This is a genomic window from Helicobacter sp. MIT 11-5569, from assembly GCF_000765695.2.
GTDB lineage: Bacteria > Campylobacterota > Campylobacteria > Campylobacterales > Helicobacteraceae > Helicobacter_D.
This window is the reverse complement of record NZ_JRPB02000001.1, coordinates 1-15,589: the sequence shown is the minus strand read 5'-3', so window position 1 is coordinate 15,589 and position 15,589 is coordinate 1. Positions and strand designations below refer to the sequence as shown.

Genomic DNA, 15,589 nt, shown 5'->3' with positions numbered 1-15,589 from the left:
CTACTTTTCTCCACATTCAAATATTTCGGCATGAATCCTATATGAAATGGAGGAAAGTGCAATATTTGAGGGAAACATTCTGCATTCCCCCTCTTTTAATGCACCTTTTATGACACCTTGGCATATACTTGCTTCATTAGTGATTCTAAGCATAATGCGTCTATTATTACCTACCGCTGCTCCAGCTTCATTTTTTAAATCATTCAATGCACCTTCTCGCAACTTCTCTAATGTCGCACCTTGCATTGCTGCACTACTACTATCCTTACCTTCAACCTCTCCTAAAATCCTACAATTATAAGGTGTAGAACTTGCAATTGTGATTCCTCTACCATGTGGCTCTAAAGATTTAGGAGTATATGAAAGTAGTTGTTGAGCGGCACAACCAACGAAGAAAAATAAAACTCCACAAACTATTACTAAAAAGATGATTTTTTTCATTTTGAATCTTTTTTGCCTTGATTAGGGTTAAGTTGTTTGCCTCTATTCCCTTGATTCTTATCATATTGCACGTTTGTGCCTTTAGTGCCTTTATTTGGATTTTGCATATTTGACGCATTATCTTTTGAGTTAATTTTCTCTGAACTCATAAGTTCCTCCTTGTAAAAATACACTCTATTATAATAGAGTGAAATAAAATTATAAACCAATTAAACTTAAAAAAATCTATTATAGTAGAGTTTAATTATGCCAACACATTTTACAGATGATGAAATTAGTAAAGAACAAATCTATCAATTTTATTACCAAATCGCTCAAAATGTGGCAAAAATCCGCAAACAAAAAGGACTCTCTCAACTTGATTTAAGCCTTGCTATCGGCTATAAGTCTGTTTCTTTGGTAGCTGGTGCAGAAGCTGGATATAAAAATATTCATTTTAATCTTGAACATCTTTATAAAATCGCAAGAGTTTTAGAAATAGATATTAAAGAACTCTTTTAAACTTACCAAAAAGATAAATTTGTTATTCCCATAGGATTCTTAGTGTGGGATTTAAAACACGAATAGGCTATAATACTTTAAAAAGGAGTGTAAATGACATTAATTATTGAAAATGCAGATTCTAAAGTTTTAGGTGTGCTAGAAAGTCTCAAAGCCTTTAATCCAAAGCTTAAGATTCAAGAGGAATGCCCTATTTGCGCAGCAGCGGATTATACTTTAAAACCTAAGGCAGAAAAAAGGCTCAAAAAGGCGATTAAAGAGATAGAATCTAAACGCAAAAAAGGCACACTTAAAAGCTTTACAAGCATAGAAGAGTTAAGAGCGGATTTAGAATCATGAAATATTCTATTGTCTTTACAAAAACCTTTAAAAAAGCTTTTAAAAAACTTACCCGAAGCGACAAAGAGCAAACACTAGAGATTCTTAACAAACTTGCTAACAAGGAAGCTTTAAAAGACAAATATCACGACCATGCTTTAATGGGAGAATTTAAAGGCTGCAGAGATTGCCATATTAGACCAGACCTTGTTTTAGTATATAAAATTAATGATGAATTTTTAGAAGTTTTGGCAATGCGAATCAGTAACCATAGCAAATTATTTTGATGCTAAAGGAGCAAATCCTAAGCAGATAGGGCTTTTAGATTCTGCTTTAATACAAATCCAAAATGATGATTATTATCCAAATTTTATAGATAAACTCACGCATTTAATGTTTGCTTGTGTGAAATTCCACCCCTTTGCAGATGGCAATAAACGCACTGCAATTTATATAGCAAAAGCTTTTATAAAAGCAAACAAACCAGAGATTCTCCCGACTAACTTTTATCAAGAATTAGAATATATTATCGTGTGTGTAGCAGATGATAGTGTGAGCAAAGATGAGCTAAAAGGGATTCTAAAACATTTATTAGGACTTGTATGCAAACAATAGAACTTGATATTTTTGGGAGAAATGGGGAGTTTTTAGGTAAAAAGCGATTCTATCCATTTATGGGGGAAAATATCGGTAAATGGATAGCACAATTTAGAGAAAGTCAAATCCATTTGCCTTTAGGAATGCTCAATTCAGGCAGAGTGGATTTCCAAAACCAAAAATTATGCTACATTAAGCATAATATAAGCGACAAGTCGCACGCTCTTACTCTTACTAATCTAATCCCTTGTGCTGTATTTTTCTCTGTCCGCCATGCAATCCCTGCCGCTTGGATAAATGACCGCGACCAATTTTTATACCCTAACAATTTATGGGAAAAAGATTCCACTTTTCAAAATAATTGTTTGGCTTTTATGCTTTTTTCTAGCCAAAATAAAATCACAAGCCTTGAGGACGTAAATCATTTTATCCCTTTTTCAGAATCACAAGTCGGAGCAAAAGAAGCATTTGAATTTAACTTTATGCGCAGATTTATCAATGGGAAAATCAAAGATTCCAAGCCCTTAGATTCTACATTTCAAGCTTCAGAGGCAAAGGAAGTTTTTGCAGCAGGATTAGAGCTTTGGAAATATTACCACGCACAAGATTTTAACGATTCCACAAACCCTTATAATGCTAATGCTTCTCTTTATGATATTAAAGCGCATTTTCAAGGATTTAATGACAAGGGAAAAATGAACCCGCCCCAAAAGGCGCAAGATTCTTATTATAAAGATTTAATAGGGAATCTAAACTTTACACTAAACAGCCTAGTTCAAAAGATTGAACCTAAAATCTATGAATATGGATTTTTGTTGGAATAACTATCTTTCTATTTACAGCTAAAAATTACATCTCCCCACAAACTTTTTTGAGATTCTCTCGCACTAGGCAATGCAATATCTTCTAAAGAATTTTTAGCAGTAGCACGCATTAATTGTGCTTCTGCTTTTAGGGGAGTTTTATCAAAACTTCCTTCATCTCCAAGCGTAATTTCTTTGATAGAACATTTCTTTTGGGTAAGATTTGAATACTCTTTCGCTTTTTGTAACGCAAGATTCAAAAGTTTAGCATTAAGCACAGAATCACTCTCGCTAAAAACCTTTTCATCTACGCCTAAATCAACTCTAGGAATAGGAAACATCAAAAACGTATTCTTAGAAACTTCTGCTTGAATTTTGTCTAAAATTGCATTAAATTCTTGTTTTTGGGATTCCACAAATACACAATTTAGTGTAAAATTTGTCTCAAAGCCTTCTTGAATTTTTTTGCCATCTTTATAATAATACGCCGGATTTATCGCAAAACTCCCACCTTTACAAATACTATCACTCCCCAAAAAAGCATTAATAGCATTAAAAGTTTTGATGATTGCATTTTTATCTTCAACGCCTAATGTTTTTAATTTTTGAAGTTCTTTTGAAGCAGTAATTACAGGATTACTAGAATATTTTGTAGGAGAAAGATTTAATGTAGTATTTAAACGCTGTTTAATAAGCGTCTCTGCCGCATTTACCGGAAGCAACGCAAATAGAAATAGAGCAATAGCCAAAAACAATCGCATAACAAACCCTTTAAAATTAAGATTACTATCATAATTTCAAAAGGCTTGAGAGATTCTTTTAAAGAATCTCAAAGCCAAAAAATTACAATGCTTTTTTTGCGCTTTCAACAATTTTTGCAAACGCAGCTGGTTCGTGCATTGCAATATCTGCCAAAATCTTTCTATCTAGTGTAATGCCCGCTTTTTTGAGACCAAACATAAATCTTGAATAGCTGATTGCATTAATTCTACAAGCAGCATTAATTCTCACAATCCAAAGTTTTCTAAAATCTCTTTTCTTTTGTTTTCTATCACGAAATGCGTAACATAAACTTCTTTCTAATTGTTCTTTAGCTTTTCTAAAATGTTTATGTCTTGCACTATAAAATCCGCGCGCTAACTTTAAAACTTTTTTATGGCGACGTCTTCGCACTACGCCTGTTTTTACTCTTGCCATTTTATATCCTTTACCATATTGTGGTGTGGTATTTTCTACCAAACTTGCCCTAAAATTTTAGGGGAATGACATACTTAAATGTATGAAACTTCTAGCCTATGCCATACAAAGCATTTTTTTAACAGACTCAATATTAGCATCATGCACATATTTTGGTGCATTAAGATTTGCGATTTTTCTAGGGCGTTTTTTCGTCAAAATATGACTTTTAAACGCTGAACCACGCTTAATAAGATTCTTTTTAAGCTTAAATCTTTTTGCTGCACCACGATTTGTTTTCATCTTTGGCATCGTTATTCTCCTTTCATAAGATAAATTATTTTTTTGGTGTTACGAGCATATTAACATAACGCCCTTCAACTTTGTAATCTTTTTCAATATTTGCAACATCTTCTAACATCGCAGCAACTTTATTTAAGACTTCAAAGCCAGCTTGAGGTTCGCTTACCTCTCTTCCACGCAAGAAAACGCGGAATCGCACATGTTTGTTTTCTTCTAAAAACTCTTTTGCGTGCCTAACCTTATAATTAATATCGTTGCTAGCAATTTTTACAGAAAGCTTAATCTCCTTAATTTCGATTTGCTTTTGTTTTTTCTTAGCTTCTTTTTGCTTCTTCTCTTGCTGATAACGGAATTTTCCATAATCCATAATCTTACAAACAGGGGGTTTCGCATCTGGTGCGATTAACACCAAATCTAACCCTTTACTATCTGCGATTTTTAAAGCCTCATCTGAACTTATTAAACCATACTGCTCACCATCATCACCTACACAGCGAATCTCTGGAAAATCAATATCCTCATTTAGGATTACATTATCATTTTTACTCAAAAGCTAACCTCACGCATTTTCTCCTTAGTTAATGTAATAAACGCATCAAAACTCATAGTTGATTGCTCTTTGGCACGCCTATCGCGTATTGAAACTTCTCTATCCTCCACTTCCTTTGCTCCAAGCACTGCAATCATCGGAACTCTTTGTTTTTCAGCATTGCGAATACGCTTATTAAGCGTTTCATTTTTGTCTTCGATTTCTGCATAAACGCCAACTTTTAGCAGTGCATTACGCAATTCTTTTGCATACTCTTGTTGTGCTTCATTAATTGGAATAATAATCACTTGTGTTGGAGCAACAAAGAATGGAAACTCCCCTCCAAAATGCTCTGTTAGAATCGCTACAAAACGTTCAAAACTTCCAAGAATTGCACGATGAATCATTACAGGCTGTTGCGCACTATTATTCTCATCTGTGTAAGTTAGCGCAAAACGCTCTGGTAAATTCATATCAATTTGCACAGTGCCACACTGCCATTTTCTACCGATTGCATCAGTGATTTTAATATCAATTTTTGGACCATAAAATGCTCCACCACCTTCATCAATCTTATAGGCGATTCCACAACGTCTTAAAGCCCCCTTAAGAGCTTCTGTGGCTTCTTCCCAAACTGCATCACTTCCAATAGATTTTTCAGGCTTTGTTGAAATTTCCATTTCATAGCTAAATCCAAAAGCTTGCATAATTTTTTGTGTAAAATCAATAATATTTTCAACTTCGCTTGCAATTTGACTTGGGCGACAAAAAATATGCGCGTCATCTTGTGTAAATTCACGCACACGCAACAATCCATGCAATACCCCACTTTTTTCATGGCGATGCACAACACCATATTCATAGAATCGCAAAGGTAACTCACGATAACTATGCAAAGAATTTTGATAAACTTTAATATGCCCTACGCAATTCATCGGCTTAATTCCATATTCTACTTCATCAATTGTTGTAAAATACATATTCTCGCCATAGTTTGCATAATGCCCACTTGTTTTCCAAACAGCACTTTTTAGGATTTCAGGACCACGCACAGGCTCATATCCACGCTCAATCAAAGCTTGCGTTAAAAGATTTTCAAGATTCCGTCTAAGTCTAGCTCCTTTTGGCAACCAAATAGGAAGACCTGCTCCAACTTCTTCATCGAAAGTAAATAGCTCCATTTCTACGCCAACTTTTCTATGGTCGCGTTTCTTTGCTTCTTCTAATTGGCGTAAATATTGGTTTAAGCTCTCCTTATCAGCGAATGCGATTCCATAGATTCTTGTTAGCATTTCTGCTTTTTCATCACCGCCTAAATACGCCCCAGCAACTTTTGTAAGTTTAAAAGCATTTAATAATTTTAGAGTTGGCAAATGGGGACCGCGGCACAAATCTTCAAATACACCTTGTGTATAAATGCTTAATCTTCCATCTCCTAATGGAATCTTTCGAATTACTGCTTGCTTTAAATCATCATTTTGAAACTTCTGTATTGCTTCTTCGCGCGTTAAATAATATTTTGTAATTTTTTCGCCTTTTTTAGCGATTTCTTTCATTTTTGCTTCAATAGCACTTAAATCTTCTTCATTGATTTTATGATGCACACGAAAATCATAATAAAATCCCTCTTCTACCACTGGACCGACAAAAAATTGTGCTTCAGGGTAAAGTTCTTTTAGTGCTTCTGCCATTAAATGCGCACAAGTATGGCGTGCAATAGACAAAGAATCTTCAGAATTATCAAAATAAATCGGATTCCCGTTTATTCCTAGTTCCTCTGCACTTTGTGTATCATAAATTACGCCATTTGCTTTAATTCCAATAATTTGCGACATAAAATATTACCCTTAATATTTCAAAAATAACCTCTGATTATACCAAAAATTTAAATAATTCACTCTTAATTACAAAGATTCCTTTAAAACTAAGGTAATTTTGGTGGTGGTAAATCTCCTTTGCGTGCTGCTAATAGGATTAAAAGAATAGTAGCCCCAATAAAATAATATAAAAAAACCGGAATTGGTAATGGGTCTCCAGCAGCATAAGAATGCAATCCAGAAAGATAGAAATTAACCCCAAAATATGTCATCAAAATAGAATAAAATGCTACAACACTTAGTGAAGCAAACACATAAGGATTATTCCCCTTAGGAATAAATCTCGCATGTAGCACAATCACATACACCACAATAGAAATCAATGCCCAAGTCTCTTTTGGGTCCCATCCCCAATATCTTCCCCAAGATTCATTTGCCCACACACCACCTAAGAAATTACCCACAGTTAGCATTGCAAGCCCTAGTATCATCGCCATTTCATTAATTGTATGTAAAGTTAGAATCGTGCGATCAAGCTCTGGATATTTTTCGCTTCTAAAAATAAATAAAAACAGCGTTAATGCACCGAGCATAAAACATAAACCTAAAAATCCATAGCTTGCTGTAATGATTGAAACATGGATATTAAGCCAATAAGATTTAAGAACAGGAACAAGATTCCCAATTTGAGGATCCATAAACCCTAAATGCGCGACAAATAAAGAGATTCCAGCCAAAAAGCTTGCCATACTTTGTGCCAAATAACTTTTTCTAAAGAACACAACCCCAGAAACTCCAGCAGCCCAAGCAATATAAATCATTGATTCATAGGCATTACTCCAAGGTGCATGCCCGCCAACATACCAACGCAATCCTAATGCGATCGTATGCCCTAAAACCAAAAGCGCAATAATCCAATGCACAATGCGACTTGCTAAAATATCTGCTTGTTTATGCCTAAAAATCTGCACAAGCACGATAGAAAATAATAAGATTCCAAAACAAAGATAAAGTGGTGTTAGATTTTCAAATAAATTATAATGATTAAGAAAAATTTCTAAATCAATTTGTATTTTAGGCGGGATTAAATCTTCTCCAAACTTATGTTGAATCGCATTAAGCGCATTTATAGCTAAATCTGCATTTTCCCAATTATTTTCCACCAAACCATAATGAAAACTATTAAAATATGCACCAAAAAGCTTTTGAAGTTGGGTTGCATTTTCTTTATCAAAACCAGCAATCGCTTCACTTGGAGCAAACCATTTATCGCTTTCTTTATTAAAATCAGGAATAATTTTTAAAGATTGTGCAGTATAAATCAAATATGCTACATTAACCCGCTCATCAAGGCTAATAACATCTTTATCAAATTTATCACGCATTGCAGGCTTTTTGCGGTTTGCTTCTTCTAAATAATTTGTAAGCTTATAAGTATCATCGACAAATAAATCTTCAAAAGCTACATATTTTTCATTTTTATCCACGCCAATAACTTCTTTAAGCTTTGGTGTGGAGAGTGCCAACATCTTCACCTTTTTAAACTCATTAGGATACACCATCATTCCTAAGAATAATTCCATATTACTAAGCCCTAAAAATCCATCTTTTTTTGTCATTTTGTGGGTATATTCCATCGCAAGTGTATCAAGCGGCTTCATGCGTCCGCCAAAATCCTGAACGATTAAACGCCCAAATTTTTCTGTATGCGCTCCACTTTTTTCTTTAAGATTCTTAATTAAATCCAAAATACTCTCTGTGGTGATAGGAGGAATCTCAAGCATTTCGCCAGCATGGGGATTTTCAGTATGCGGGTTTTCAGCTTGTGGATTTGCTTGTAGTGGTATTGCGCTTAAAATTCCAAAGCAAAATGCAAACGCAACTATAAGATTTTGCATTTTTAAATACTGCCCTAAGCGATAAAAACGTCCATTTTTAGCAAACATTGCCCATAATAGCCCAATAGTTAGCAAGGCATAACCAATATATGTTGGAATCTTCCCTGGGTCTTTATTTACTGATAAAATTGTGCCTTGCTCATCCATATCATACGAAGATTGAAAAAAACGGAATCCCCCATAATCAAGGACATTATTCATGTAAATACGATAAGATTTTTCAATATTATTCACAGAATCAATCACCACAACATCTGAAGCATACGATGAAGGACTCATAGAACCTGCATAGCGGTCTAGCTGAAAATCTTTTAATGCAAGCGCAAAAGGTAAAACAATCGTGCGGCTACCCCACTCTAATGCAAATTTCTTACCACCAAGCACAAAAGGAACAACTTGCTCCATTCCAGTATTTTTGATTACTTCAATCTCTTTACTCTCACCTTTAAAACTTACTTTAACATTTAATTTATCTGAATCCATCTTATCTTTTGCAGGAGTAAAATCTATATATTGCACTTCTAAATTTCCATCTTCTAAAGGAAGATTTTGTTGGAATCGCTTTTGCACTAAAGGCGTTATTGTCGTTGGAAAAAACGCACGATAAAATTTATCATCAATTTTTGCTAAAACAGTAATAAACTCTTCTTGTGATTGTATTGTATTGCTCTGCTCCCCTTCTCTTATATGCATTACACCTTCAAAGCCATAATAACGAGTTATCGCAGCCCCTATAAAAATCACAACTAAAGAAAAATGGAATAGAAACGAAGCATATTTCTTACGTTGCAAAGCACGTGAAAAAATCAATACACCAATGAGATTTAAAATAAGTAACAAATGTAGTAAATCAAACCATTGTGTGCTATACACCAAAGCTTTTGCACTAGGCGTTCCATAATCATTCTCCATAAAAGTTGCAACACCACACGCACTGCCATAAGCAACTAATAAAACAAATGTAACCCAAAAATTGCAGAATCCTTCAACAATACCTTTTGTAATTTTTTTTATTATCTCCATAGATTCCTCATAAACATAAAAATAGCCCGCTATTTTACCCAAACTGCGCTTTAATTTGATTAACAAAAAGCAAATAAAAAAGTTAAAGATTCTTGTTTTGGTATAATCGCACAAAAATATTAGGAAACTTATGGAATCTAAACTTACAAAACCCTCTTTAAGCTTTTCTCTTTTGCGCAAATTTTTTGTCGCTGCAAATATTAGACGATGGAATGACCAAGCTACACCAGTAGAATTTATAGAGCTTGACAAACAAGCGCATAAAATTGTTATTGCTTATCTTTTAGCACATTATGAAATGCTAGAAAATGGTGTAGAGATTAATTTTGAACGCCTAATTATGCAATTTTGCTATGAATTTCTTGAACGCATTATCTTAACAGATATTAAACCTCCCGTATTTCATAAACTTGTCCAAAAACATAACAAAGCTTTAGTTGATTTTGTCTGCGCGCAGTTAGAGGAGGATTTAAAAGGATTTGGTTTTTTGGAATCTATGCGCAGTTATCTTTATGGTGAAGTCGAAAATTTAGAAAAAAAGATTCTAAAAGCCTCTCATTATTACGCATCCAAATGGGAATTTGATATTATTTATCATTTCAATCCCTATCTTTATGATGTCCAAAACACGAAAGATTCTATTGATAGACAAGTGCAAGAACATTATCAATTAGCCGGCATTAGGCAGATTGTGCTTTATAAAGAAACGCAAGAGCTTGTTAATATGTTTGGGCAGCTACGTTTTCAAAAACGTTGGAGTCAAACACCACGAGTTCCTTGCACTTCTGTGCTTGGACACACTTTAGTTGTAGCTCTTTGTGCATATCTTTTAGGCTATGATCTTAAATTTTCAAAAACAATGCAAATTCAACATTTCTTTTGTGGCTTATTCCATGATTTGCCCGAGATTCTAACGCGCGATATTATCTCTCCAATCAAGAAAAATGTTGAAGGACTTGATGCTTTTATTAAAGAAATTGAAGAAGAGGCTGTTAGAGAAAAAATTTTAAATATTGTCCCAAAAACAATTGCGCGAGAGATTATTTATTACACACAAGATGAATTTAAAAACCGCTACAAATGCAATGAAAATGTTATTTATAGCAAAAAAAGTGGAGAAGAATTTTTAAAAGAAATTGCTACAATCAATCCACAAATTCCAATTTTTGGAGAATTTTTAAAATATTGCGACCATTTAAGCGCATTTTTAGAAGCAAAAATTTCTATAAGCCATGGCATTAAAAGTCGTGATTTAGTAGAAGGAGCGAAAAATTTAGAATATTCTTACAATGCAAAAACTCTAAATGGTATTGATTTAGGCTACTTATTTAGGGAGTTTGGAGAATAAAATGCTATTAACAAGCCTATATATTATTGGAATCACAGCAGAAGGAATGACAGGAGCACTTGCAGCAGGAAGACATAATATGGACTGGTTTGGCGTATTATTTATCGCTTGTGTAACAGCAATTGGCGGGGGTTCTATCCGCGATGTTCTCTTTGGGCATTATCCATTAACTTGGGTTGCGCACCCTGAATATTTAGCACTTATATGTATTGCAGCACTTTTAACAACAAAGATTCCATATTTTGTAGCACGCTTTGAACGCACTTTTTTGGTGCTTGATGCGCTTGGGCTTTCTGTATTTAGCGTCATTGGTGCGCGTATCGGATTAGATTTACACCCTAGTGGCGCAATGGCAGTTGCTGGAGCAATTATTACTGGAGTATTTGGAGGAATTTTACGCGATATATTTTGCGCTAGGATTCCACTTGTATTCCAAAAAGAACTTTATGCAAGCATCTCTTTGCTCATTGGAAGCTTATATGTAATAGGAACTTACATTAGTAAGAACTATTTTTCCATAGATGAAAACACGATTATTATTATTTGCTTAGTGATTGGCTTTGTTGTGCGTCTGATTGCAATCCGCTATCATTTAGGATTACCAACTTTTAAATTTAATCCTAGCAATAAAGCCAAATAAGGCTTTATTTTACCGCACCGCTTCTGTGTGCTGGATGTTGATATTCTTGTTTTTCACAACCACTTACTGCAACCATTACTGCAAAGATTCCTAAACCCAATAAAAACTTTTTCATCGACAATCCTTTTTCCTTTTTTGATTTTTAACCTTGATAAAATGCAATAACAAATTTGCAAGCATAAATTTTATCTCTAGCTAAAAGTTTGATTATAGCAAAACAACAACATTCTAAACCTTAAAAAGATTCTCCAAATCCATAGACTCTTGTTAAATTAAAAAAATATTGTTTCGTTTTAATCCTCAATATAATTCTTTAACTTTCTTCCTACTTTTGGATGTTTTAGTTTTTTAATTGCACTAGATTCTATTTGTCTAACTCTCTCTCTTGTAACATTTAATTCTTTTCCAATTTCTTCTAAAGTTCTATCAGATTCATCATCTAATAATCCAAAGCGCATACGTATTACTGCTTTTTCTCTTTCATTGAGTTGGTCTAAAACATCATCAATTTGACTTTTTAAATCTTCTTTTAAAATATGATCCATAGGTCCAATAGAGCTTTTATCTTCTACGAAATCTCCAAACTTTCCATCTTCTCCATTTCCAATAGGAGCTTCAAGACTAATGGGTTCTTTTGTAATCTTAATCACATTTTTTACTTTATCAATGGGTAAGCCCACTTCTTCTGCAATTTTTTCTAAATCTGGTTCTTTTCCTTCTTCTTGTAGAAATTTACGCATAATTTTATTGATACGATTAATGGTTTCAATCATATGAATAGGGATTCTAATTGTGCGGGCTTGGTCGGCTACTGCGCGGGAGATTGCTTGACGAATCCACCATGTTGCATAGGTAGAGAAACGATAACCCTTTTTATACTCAAACTTATCCACAGCTTTCATTAAACCAATATTGCCTTCTTGGATAAGGTCTAAAAATGGTAATCCGCGATTAGTGAAGTGTTTTGCAATACTCACCACAAGCCTTAGATTAGATTTTGCCATTTTTGTTTTGGCTTTATCTGCAATATCTTTACCACGTTTGATTTGTTCTAAGATTTGCTTGAGTTTTTCTGGCTCTAAATCAAAGCTTCCTTCACTCGCTGCTTTTGTTTGGAAGAGTTTTTTAATCTCCATATAAGTTGATACCATTGTTGCTTCTGGCACTGCTGCGGTAATTTCTGCTTTATTCATTTCTGTAATATTATCCAGAATCTTTTTATGGTTTGCAAGCAAAATATCATTAAAGAGTGGCAAGCGATATTCTAAACGTTTTAATTCTTTATCAAATCCTTCATCACTTTTAATTGTATTTTCCATTGCTTTTACAAGCTCATTAATAAGTTTGCTTGTAGGTCCTAAATCTAAAAGCTTTTCTTTTAAGAATTGTTTTTTATGTGCTAAGGTTAAAAGATATAGCATATCTTTAGAGTTTTCATTTCCTTTTTCTTGTTCCCAAGTCTTTAACCAATCTTTTTTTGCTTTTTCTAAAGCTTTAAAACTGATTAAGACTTTTTCTACACGTTTTTGGTCTTTTTTACTAATGGGCTTTTTAGATTCTTCTCCTTCTTCTCCATCTCTTTCTTCTTCCTCTTCGCTTTCTTCTCCCTCTTCTTCTTTGCCTTCTTCTTCATCATCAAAGCTTTTAAAAAGTTCTTTAACGCGTCTTTCTCTATTAATTAGTGCTTCTTTATAATCTAAAATAAAATCAATTAAATAAGGAACAGAACAAATTGCATCTAAAATAATATTTTCCCCAAGCTCTATATTTTTACTAAGCTCTATTTCTTCATCTCTTGTTAATAATGGAATCTGTCCCATTTCTCTTAGATACATTCTAACTGGGCTATCACTTCTACTCCATTCTAAAAGTTCTCTTTCTTTCATAAAATCAAATTCATCTTCTAATTCTTCATCTAAAAGACGTTTTTTATCTTCTTTGATTTTTCTTGCATCATCTTGGTTTAGAATCTTTGCAACTTCTGAAGCAGACATTAATTGTTTATCATATTTTTTTGCTAATTCACTAACTTTTTTTGCTTGTGTTGCTGTTGGGAGCTTTCCTAAAACTTGTGCAACTTTTTCATAAGAAACATATTTGAGAGCATTTTGGAATAATTCATCAAGCTGTTGATTGATAGTTTTTGCAGACATTAGGAACTCCAAAAGATTAAAATGGCATTAAATTCTTTTTAAAATCATGAAAAATCAAGCATTATAGCCAAATAAGTTAAAAGCGGGGTTAATCCTCAATATAATTCTTTAACTTTCTTCCTACTTTTGGATGTTTTAGTTTTTTAATTGCACTAGATTCTATTTGTCTAACTCTCTCTCTTGTAACATTTAATTCTTTTCCAATTTCTTCTAAAGTTCTATCAGATTCATCATCTAATAATCCAAAGCGCATACGTATTACTGCTTTTTCTCTTTCATTGAGTTGGTCTAAAACATCATCAATTTGACTTTTTAAATCTTCTTTTAAAATATGATCCATAGGTCCAATAGAGCTTTTATCTTCTACGAAATCTCCAAACTTTCCATCTTCTCCATTTCCAATAGGAGCTTCAAGACTAATGGGTTCTTTTGTAATCTTAATCACATTTTTTACTTTATCAATGGGTAAGCCCACTTCTTCTGCAATTTTTTCTAAATCTGGTTCTTTTCCTTCTTCTTGTAGAAATTTACGCATAATTTTATTGATACGATTAATGGTTTCAATCATATGAATAGGGATTCTAATTGTGCGGGCTTGGTCGGCTACTGCGCGGGAGATTGCTTGACGAATCCACCATGTTGCATAGGTAGAGAAACGATAACCCTTTTTATACTCAAACTTATCCACAGCTTTCATTAAACCAATATTGCCTTCTTGAATCAAATCCAAGAAAGGAAGCCCTCTGTTTGTATAACGCTTCGCAATACTCACCACAAGCCTTAGATTAGATTTTGCCATTTTTGTTTTGGCTTTATCTGCAATATCTTTACCACGTTTGATTTGTTCTAAGATTTGCTTGAGTTTTTCTGGCTCTAAATCAAAGCTTCCTTCACTCGCTGCTTTTGTTTGGAAGAGTTTTTTAATCTCCATATAAGTTGATACCATTGTTGCTTCTGGCACTGCTGCGGTAATTTCTGCTTTATTCATTTCTGTAATATTATCCAGAATCTTTTTATGGTTTGCAAGCAAAATATCATTAAAGAGTGGCAAGCGATATTCTAAACGTTTTAATTCTTTATCAAATCCTTCATCACTTTTAATTGTATTTTCCATTGCTTTTACAAGCTCATTAATAAGTTTGCTTGTAGGTCCTAAATCTAAAAGCTTTTCTTTTAAGAATTGTTTTTTATGTGCTAAGGTTAAAAGATATAGCATATCTTTAGAGTTTTCATTTCCTTTTTCTTGTTCCCAAGTCTTTAACCAATCTTTTTTTGCTTTTTCTAAAGCTTTAAAACTGATTAAGACTTTTTCTACACGTTTTTGGTCTTTTTTACTAATGGGCTTTTTAGATTCTTCTCCTTCTTCTCCATCTCTTTCTTCTTCCTCTTCGCTTTCTTCTCCCTCTTCTTCTTTGCCTTCTTCTTCATCATCAAAGCTTTTAAAAAGTTCTTTAACGCGTCTTTCTCTATTAATTAGTGCTTCTTTATAATCTAAAATAAAATCAATTAAATAAGGAACAGAACAAATTGCATCTAAAATAATATTTTCCCCAAGCTCTATATTTTTACTAAGCTCTATTTCTTCATCTCTTGTTAATAATGGAATCTGTCCCATTTCTCTTAGATACATTCTAACTGGGCTATCACTTCTACTCCATTCTAAAAGTTCTCTTTCTTTCATAAAATCAAATTCATCTTCTAATTCTTCATCTAAAAGACGTTTTTTATCTTCTTTGATTTTTCTTGCATCATCTTGGTTTAGAATCTTTGCAACTTCTGAAGCAGACATTAATTGTTTATCATATTTTTTTGCTAATTCACTAACTTTTTTTGCTTGTGTTGCTGTTGGGAGCTTTCCTAAAACTTGTGCAACTTTTTCATAAGAAACATATTTGAGAGCATTTTGGAATAATTCATCAAGCTGTTGATTGATAGTTTTTGCAGACATTAGGAACTCCAAAAGATTAAAATGGCATTAAATTCTTTTTAAAATCATGAAAAATCAAGCATTATAGCCAAATAAGTTAAAAGCGGGGTTAATC

General features: G+C 33.4%; 16 protein-coding genes and 1 pseudogene. 7 read left to right on the top strand and 10 right to left on the bottom strand.

The window, feature by feature from the left end:
• Nucleotides 1–441 (bottom strand): DUF4156 domain-containing protein, encoded by a 441-nt coding sequence (locus tag LS70_RS00080; protein WP_052083251.1) that lies wholly within the window; start codon nt 439–441, stop codon nt 1–3.
• The gene (locus LS70_RS10035; protein ID WP_162845082.1) at nt 438–590 is read right to left on the bottom strand and encodes a hypothetical protein; all 153 of its coding nucleotides are present in this window, start codon (nt 588–590) and stop codon (nt 438–440) included. Before LS70_RS10035 ends, LS70_RS00080 begins: the two co-directional genes overlap by 4 nt.
• A gap of 97 nt (nt 591–687) precedes the next feature.
• Here LS70_RS10035 and LS70_RS00075 point away from each other — a divergent pair, with 97 nt between their 5' ends.
• The 5 genes and pseudogenes from LS70_RS00075 (at nt 688) to LS70_RS00055 (ending at nt 2,681) form a co-directional block, all read left to right on the top strand.
• Nucleotides 688–942 (top strand): helix-turn-helix domain-containing protein, encoded by a 255-nt coding sequence (locus tag LS70_RS00075; RefSeq protein WP_034287022.1) that lies wholly within the window; start codon nt 688–690, stop codon nt 940–942.
• A 93-nt stretch (nt 943–1,035) separates the two neighbouring features.
• Entirely contained in the window at nt 1,036–1,281 is a 246-nt protein-coding gene (locus LS70_RS00070) for a hypothetical protein (RefSeq protein ID WP_138109268.1), read from the top strand.
• On the top strand, nt 1,278–1,547 hold the full coding sequence (locus tag LS70_RS00065) for a type II toxin-antitoxin system YafQ family toxin (protein WP_034287891.1): 270 nt from the start codon (nt 1,278–1,280) through the stop codon (nt 1,545–1,547). The genes LS70_RS00070 and LS70_RS00065 overlap by 4 nt, the downstream gene beginning before the upstream one ends.
• Before the next feature lie 7 nt (nt 1,548–1,554).
• Nucleotides 1,555–1,875 (top strand): annotated as a pseudogene (locus LS70_RS10125) (Fic family protein); the annotation flags it as partial.
• On the top strand, nt 1,863–2,681 hold the full coding sequence (locus LS70_RS00055) for a hypothetical protein (protein ID WP_138109266.1): 819 nt from the start codon (nt 1,863–1,865) through the stop codon (nt 2,679–2,681). The pseudogene LS70_RS10125 and the gene LS70_RS00055, both read left to right, overlap by 13 nt.
• An 8-nt stretch (nt 2,682–2,689) precedes the next feature.
• Here LS70_RS00055 and LS70_RS00050 read toward each other — a convergent pair whose 3' ends face one another.
• The 6 genes from LS70_RS00050 to ccsA all read right to left on the bottom strand — a co-directional run bounded on the left by LS70_RS00050 (nt 2,690) and on the right by ccsA (nt 9,406).
• The gene (locus tag LS70_RS00050; RefSeq protein WP_138109265.1) at nt 2,690–3,421 is read right to left on the bottom strand and encodes a hypothetical protein; all 732 of its coding nucleotides are present in this window, start codon (nt 3,419–3,421) and stop codon (nt 2,690–2,692) included.
• Between the two features lie 82 nt (nt 3,422–3,503).
• The gene (gene rplT / locus LS70_RS00045; protein ID WP_034287054.1) at nt 3,504–3,857 is read right to left on the bottom strand and encodes a 50S ribosomal protein L20; all 354 of its coding nucleotides are present in this window, start codon (nt 3,855–3,857) and stop codon (nt 3,504–3,506) included.
• 96 nt (nt 3,858–3,953) lie between these two features.
• Nucleotides 3,954–4,148 carry a 50S ribosomal protein L35 gene (gene rpmI / locus LS70_RS00040; protein ID WP_005021283.1) on the bottom strand — a complete coding sequence of 65 codons (195 nt, stop codon included), beginning with the start codon at nt 4,146–4,148 and terminating at the stop codon, nt 3,954–3,956.
• Between the two features lie 25 nt (nt 4,149–4,173).
• A complete protein-coding gene (infC, locus tag LS70_RS00035) occupies nt 4,174–4,689 on the bottom strand; it encodes a translation initiation factor IF-3 (RefSeq protein ID WP_034287061.1) in 516 nt (171 codons plus the stop codon).
• A complete protein-coding gene (thrS, locus tag LS70_RS00030) occupies nt 4,686–6,503 on the bottom strand; it encodes a threonine--tRNA ligase (protein ID WP_034287063.1) in 1,818 nt (605 codons plus the stop codon). The genes infC and thrS overlap by 4 nt, the downstream gene beginning before the upstream one ends.
• Nucleotides 6,504–6,592: 89 nt before the next feature.
• The gene (ccsA, locus tag LS70_RS00025; RefSeq protein ID WP_034288890.1) at nt 6,593–9,406 is read right to left on the bottom strand and encodes a cytochrome c biogenesis protein CcsA; all 2,814 of its coding nucleotides are present in this window, start codon (nt 9,404–9,406) and stop codon (nt 6,593–6,595) included.
• Nucleotides 9,407–9,536: 130 nt separating this feature from the next.
• Between ccsA and LS70_RS00020 the strand changes: the two genes are divergently transcribed.
• Together LS70_RS00020 and LS70_RS00015 are read left to right on the top strand one after the other, a co-directional pair.
• Nucleotides 9,537–10,754, top strand: coding sequence for an HD domain-containing protein (locus LS70_RS00020; protein ID WP_034287066.1), 1,218 nt, complete (start codon nt 9,537–9,539; stop codon nt 10,752–10,754).
• A gap of 1 nt (nt 10,755) precedes the next feature.
• Complete coding sequence (locus LS70_RS00015; RefSeq protein WP_034287068.1) at nt 10,756–11,394, top strand: trimeric intracellular cation channel family protein; 639 nt, start codon at nt 10,756–10,758, stop codon at nt 11,392–11,394.
• Between the two features lie 293 nt (nt 11,395–11,687).
• Here LS70_RS00015 and rpoD (LS70_RS00010) read toward each other — a convergent pair whose 3' ends face one another.
• Together rpoD (LS70_RS00010) and rpoD (LS70_RS00005) are read right to left on the bottom strand one after the other, a co-directional pair.
• Nucleotides 11,688–13,547 carry an RNA polymerase sigma factor RpoD gene (gene rpoD / locus LS70_RS00010; protein ID WP_138109264.1) on the bottom strand — a complete coding sequence of 620 codons (1,860 nt, stop codon included), beginning with the start codon at nt 13,545–13,547 and terminating at the stop codon, nt 11,688–11,690.
• An 88-nt stretch (nt 13,548–13,635) separates the two neighbouring features.
• Nucleotides 13,636–15,495, bottom strand: a complete 1,860-nt coding sequence (gene rpoD, locus LS70_RS00005) for an RNA polymerase sigma factor RpoD (RefSeq protein WP_034287070.1) — start codon at nt 15,493–15,495, stop codon at nt 13,636–13,638.
• Nucleotides 15,496–15,589: the final 94 nt, after the last annotated feature.

What these genes read in the sequence shown, in the direction of transcription:
- LS70_RS00080 (WP_052083251.1), bottom strand. Translation starts at nt 441, where the DNA reads ATGAAAAAAATCATCTTTTTAGTAATAGTTTGTGGAGTTTTATTTTTC.
- LS70_RS10035 (WP_162845082.1), bottom strand. Translation starts at nt 590, where the DNA reads ATGAGTTCAGAGAAAATTAACTCAAAAGATAATGCGTCAAATATGCAA.
- LS70_RS00075 (WP_034287022.1), top strand. Translation starts at nt 688, where the DNA reads ATGCCAACACATTTTACAGATGATGAAATTAGTAAAGAACAAATCTAT.
- LS70_RS00070 (WP_138109268.1), top strand. Translation starts at nt 1,036, where the DNA reads ATGACATTAATTATTGAAAATGCAGATTCTAAAGTTTTAGGTGTGCTA.
- LS70_RS00065 (WP_034287891.1), top strand. Translation starts at nt 1,278, where the DNA reads ATGAAATATTCTATTGTCTTTACAAAAACCTTTAAAAAAGCTTTTAAA.
- LS70_RS00055 (WP_138109266.1), top strand. Translation starts at nt 1,863, where the DNA reads ATGCAAACAATAGAACTTGATATTTTTGGGAGAAATGGGGAGTTTTTA.
- LS70_RS00050 (WP_138109265.1), bottom strand. Translation starts at nt 3,421, where the DNA reads ATGCGATTGTTTTTGGCTATTGCTCTATTTCTATTTGCGTTGCTTCCG.
- rplT (WP_034287054.1), bottom strand. Translation starts at nt 3,857, where the DNA reads ATGGCAAGAGTAAAAACAGGCGTAGTGCGAAGACGTCGCCATAAAAAA.
- rpmI (WP_005021283.1), bottom strand. Translation starts at nt 4,148, where the DNA reads ATGCCAAAGATGAAAACAAATCGTGGTGCAGCAAAAAGATTTAAGCTT.
- thrS (WP_034287063.1), bottom strand. Translation starts at nt 6,503, where the DNA reads ATGTCGCAAATTATTGGAATTAAAGCAAATGGCGTAATTTATGATACA.
- ccsA (WP_034288890.1), bottom strand. Translation starts at nt 9,406, where the DNA reads ATGGAGATAATAAAAAAAATTACAAAAGGTATTGTTGAAGGATTCTGC.
- LS70_RS00020 (WP_034287066.1), top strand. Translation starts at nt 9,537, where the DNA reads ATGGAATCTAAACTTACAAAACCCTCTTTAAGCTTTTCTCTTTTGCGC.
- LS70_RS00015 (WP_034287068.1), top strand. Translation starts at nt 10,756, where the DNA reads ATGCTATTAACAAGCCTATATATTATTGGAATCACAGCAGAAGGAATG.
- rpoD (WP_138109264.1), bottom strand. Translation starts at nt 13,547, where the DNA reads ATGTCTGCAAAAACTATCAATCAACAGCTTGATGAATTATTCCAAAAT.
- rpoD (WP_034287070.1), bottom strand. Translation starts at nt 15,495, where the DNA reads ATGTCTGCAAAAACTATCAATCAACAGCTTGATGAATTATTCCAAAAT.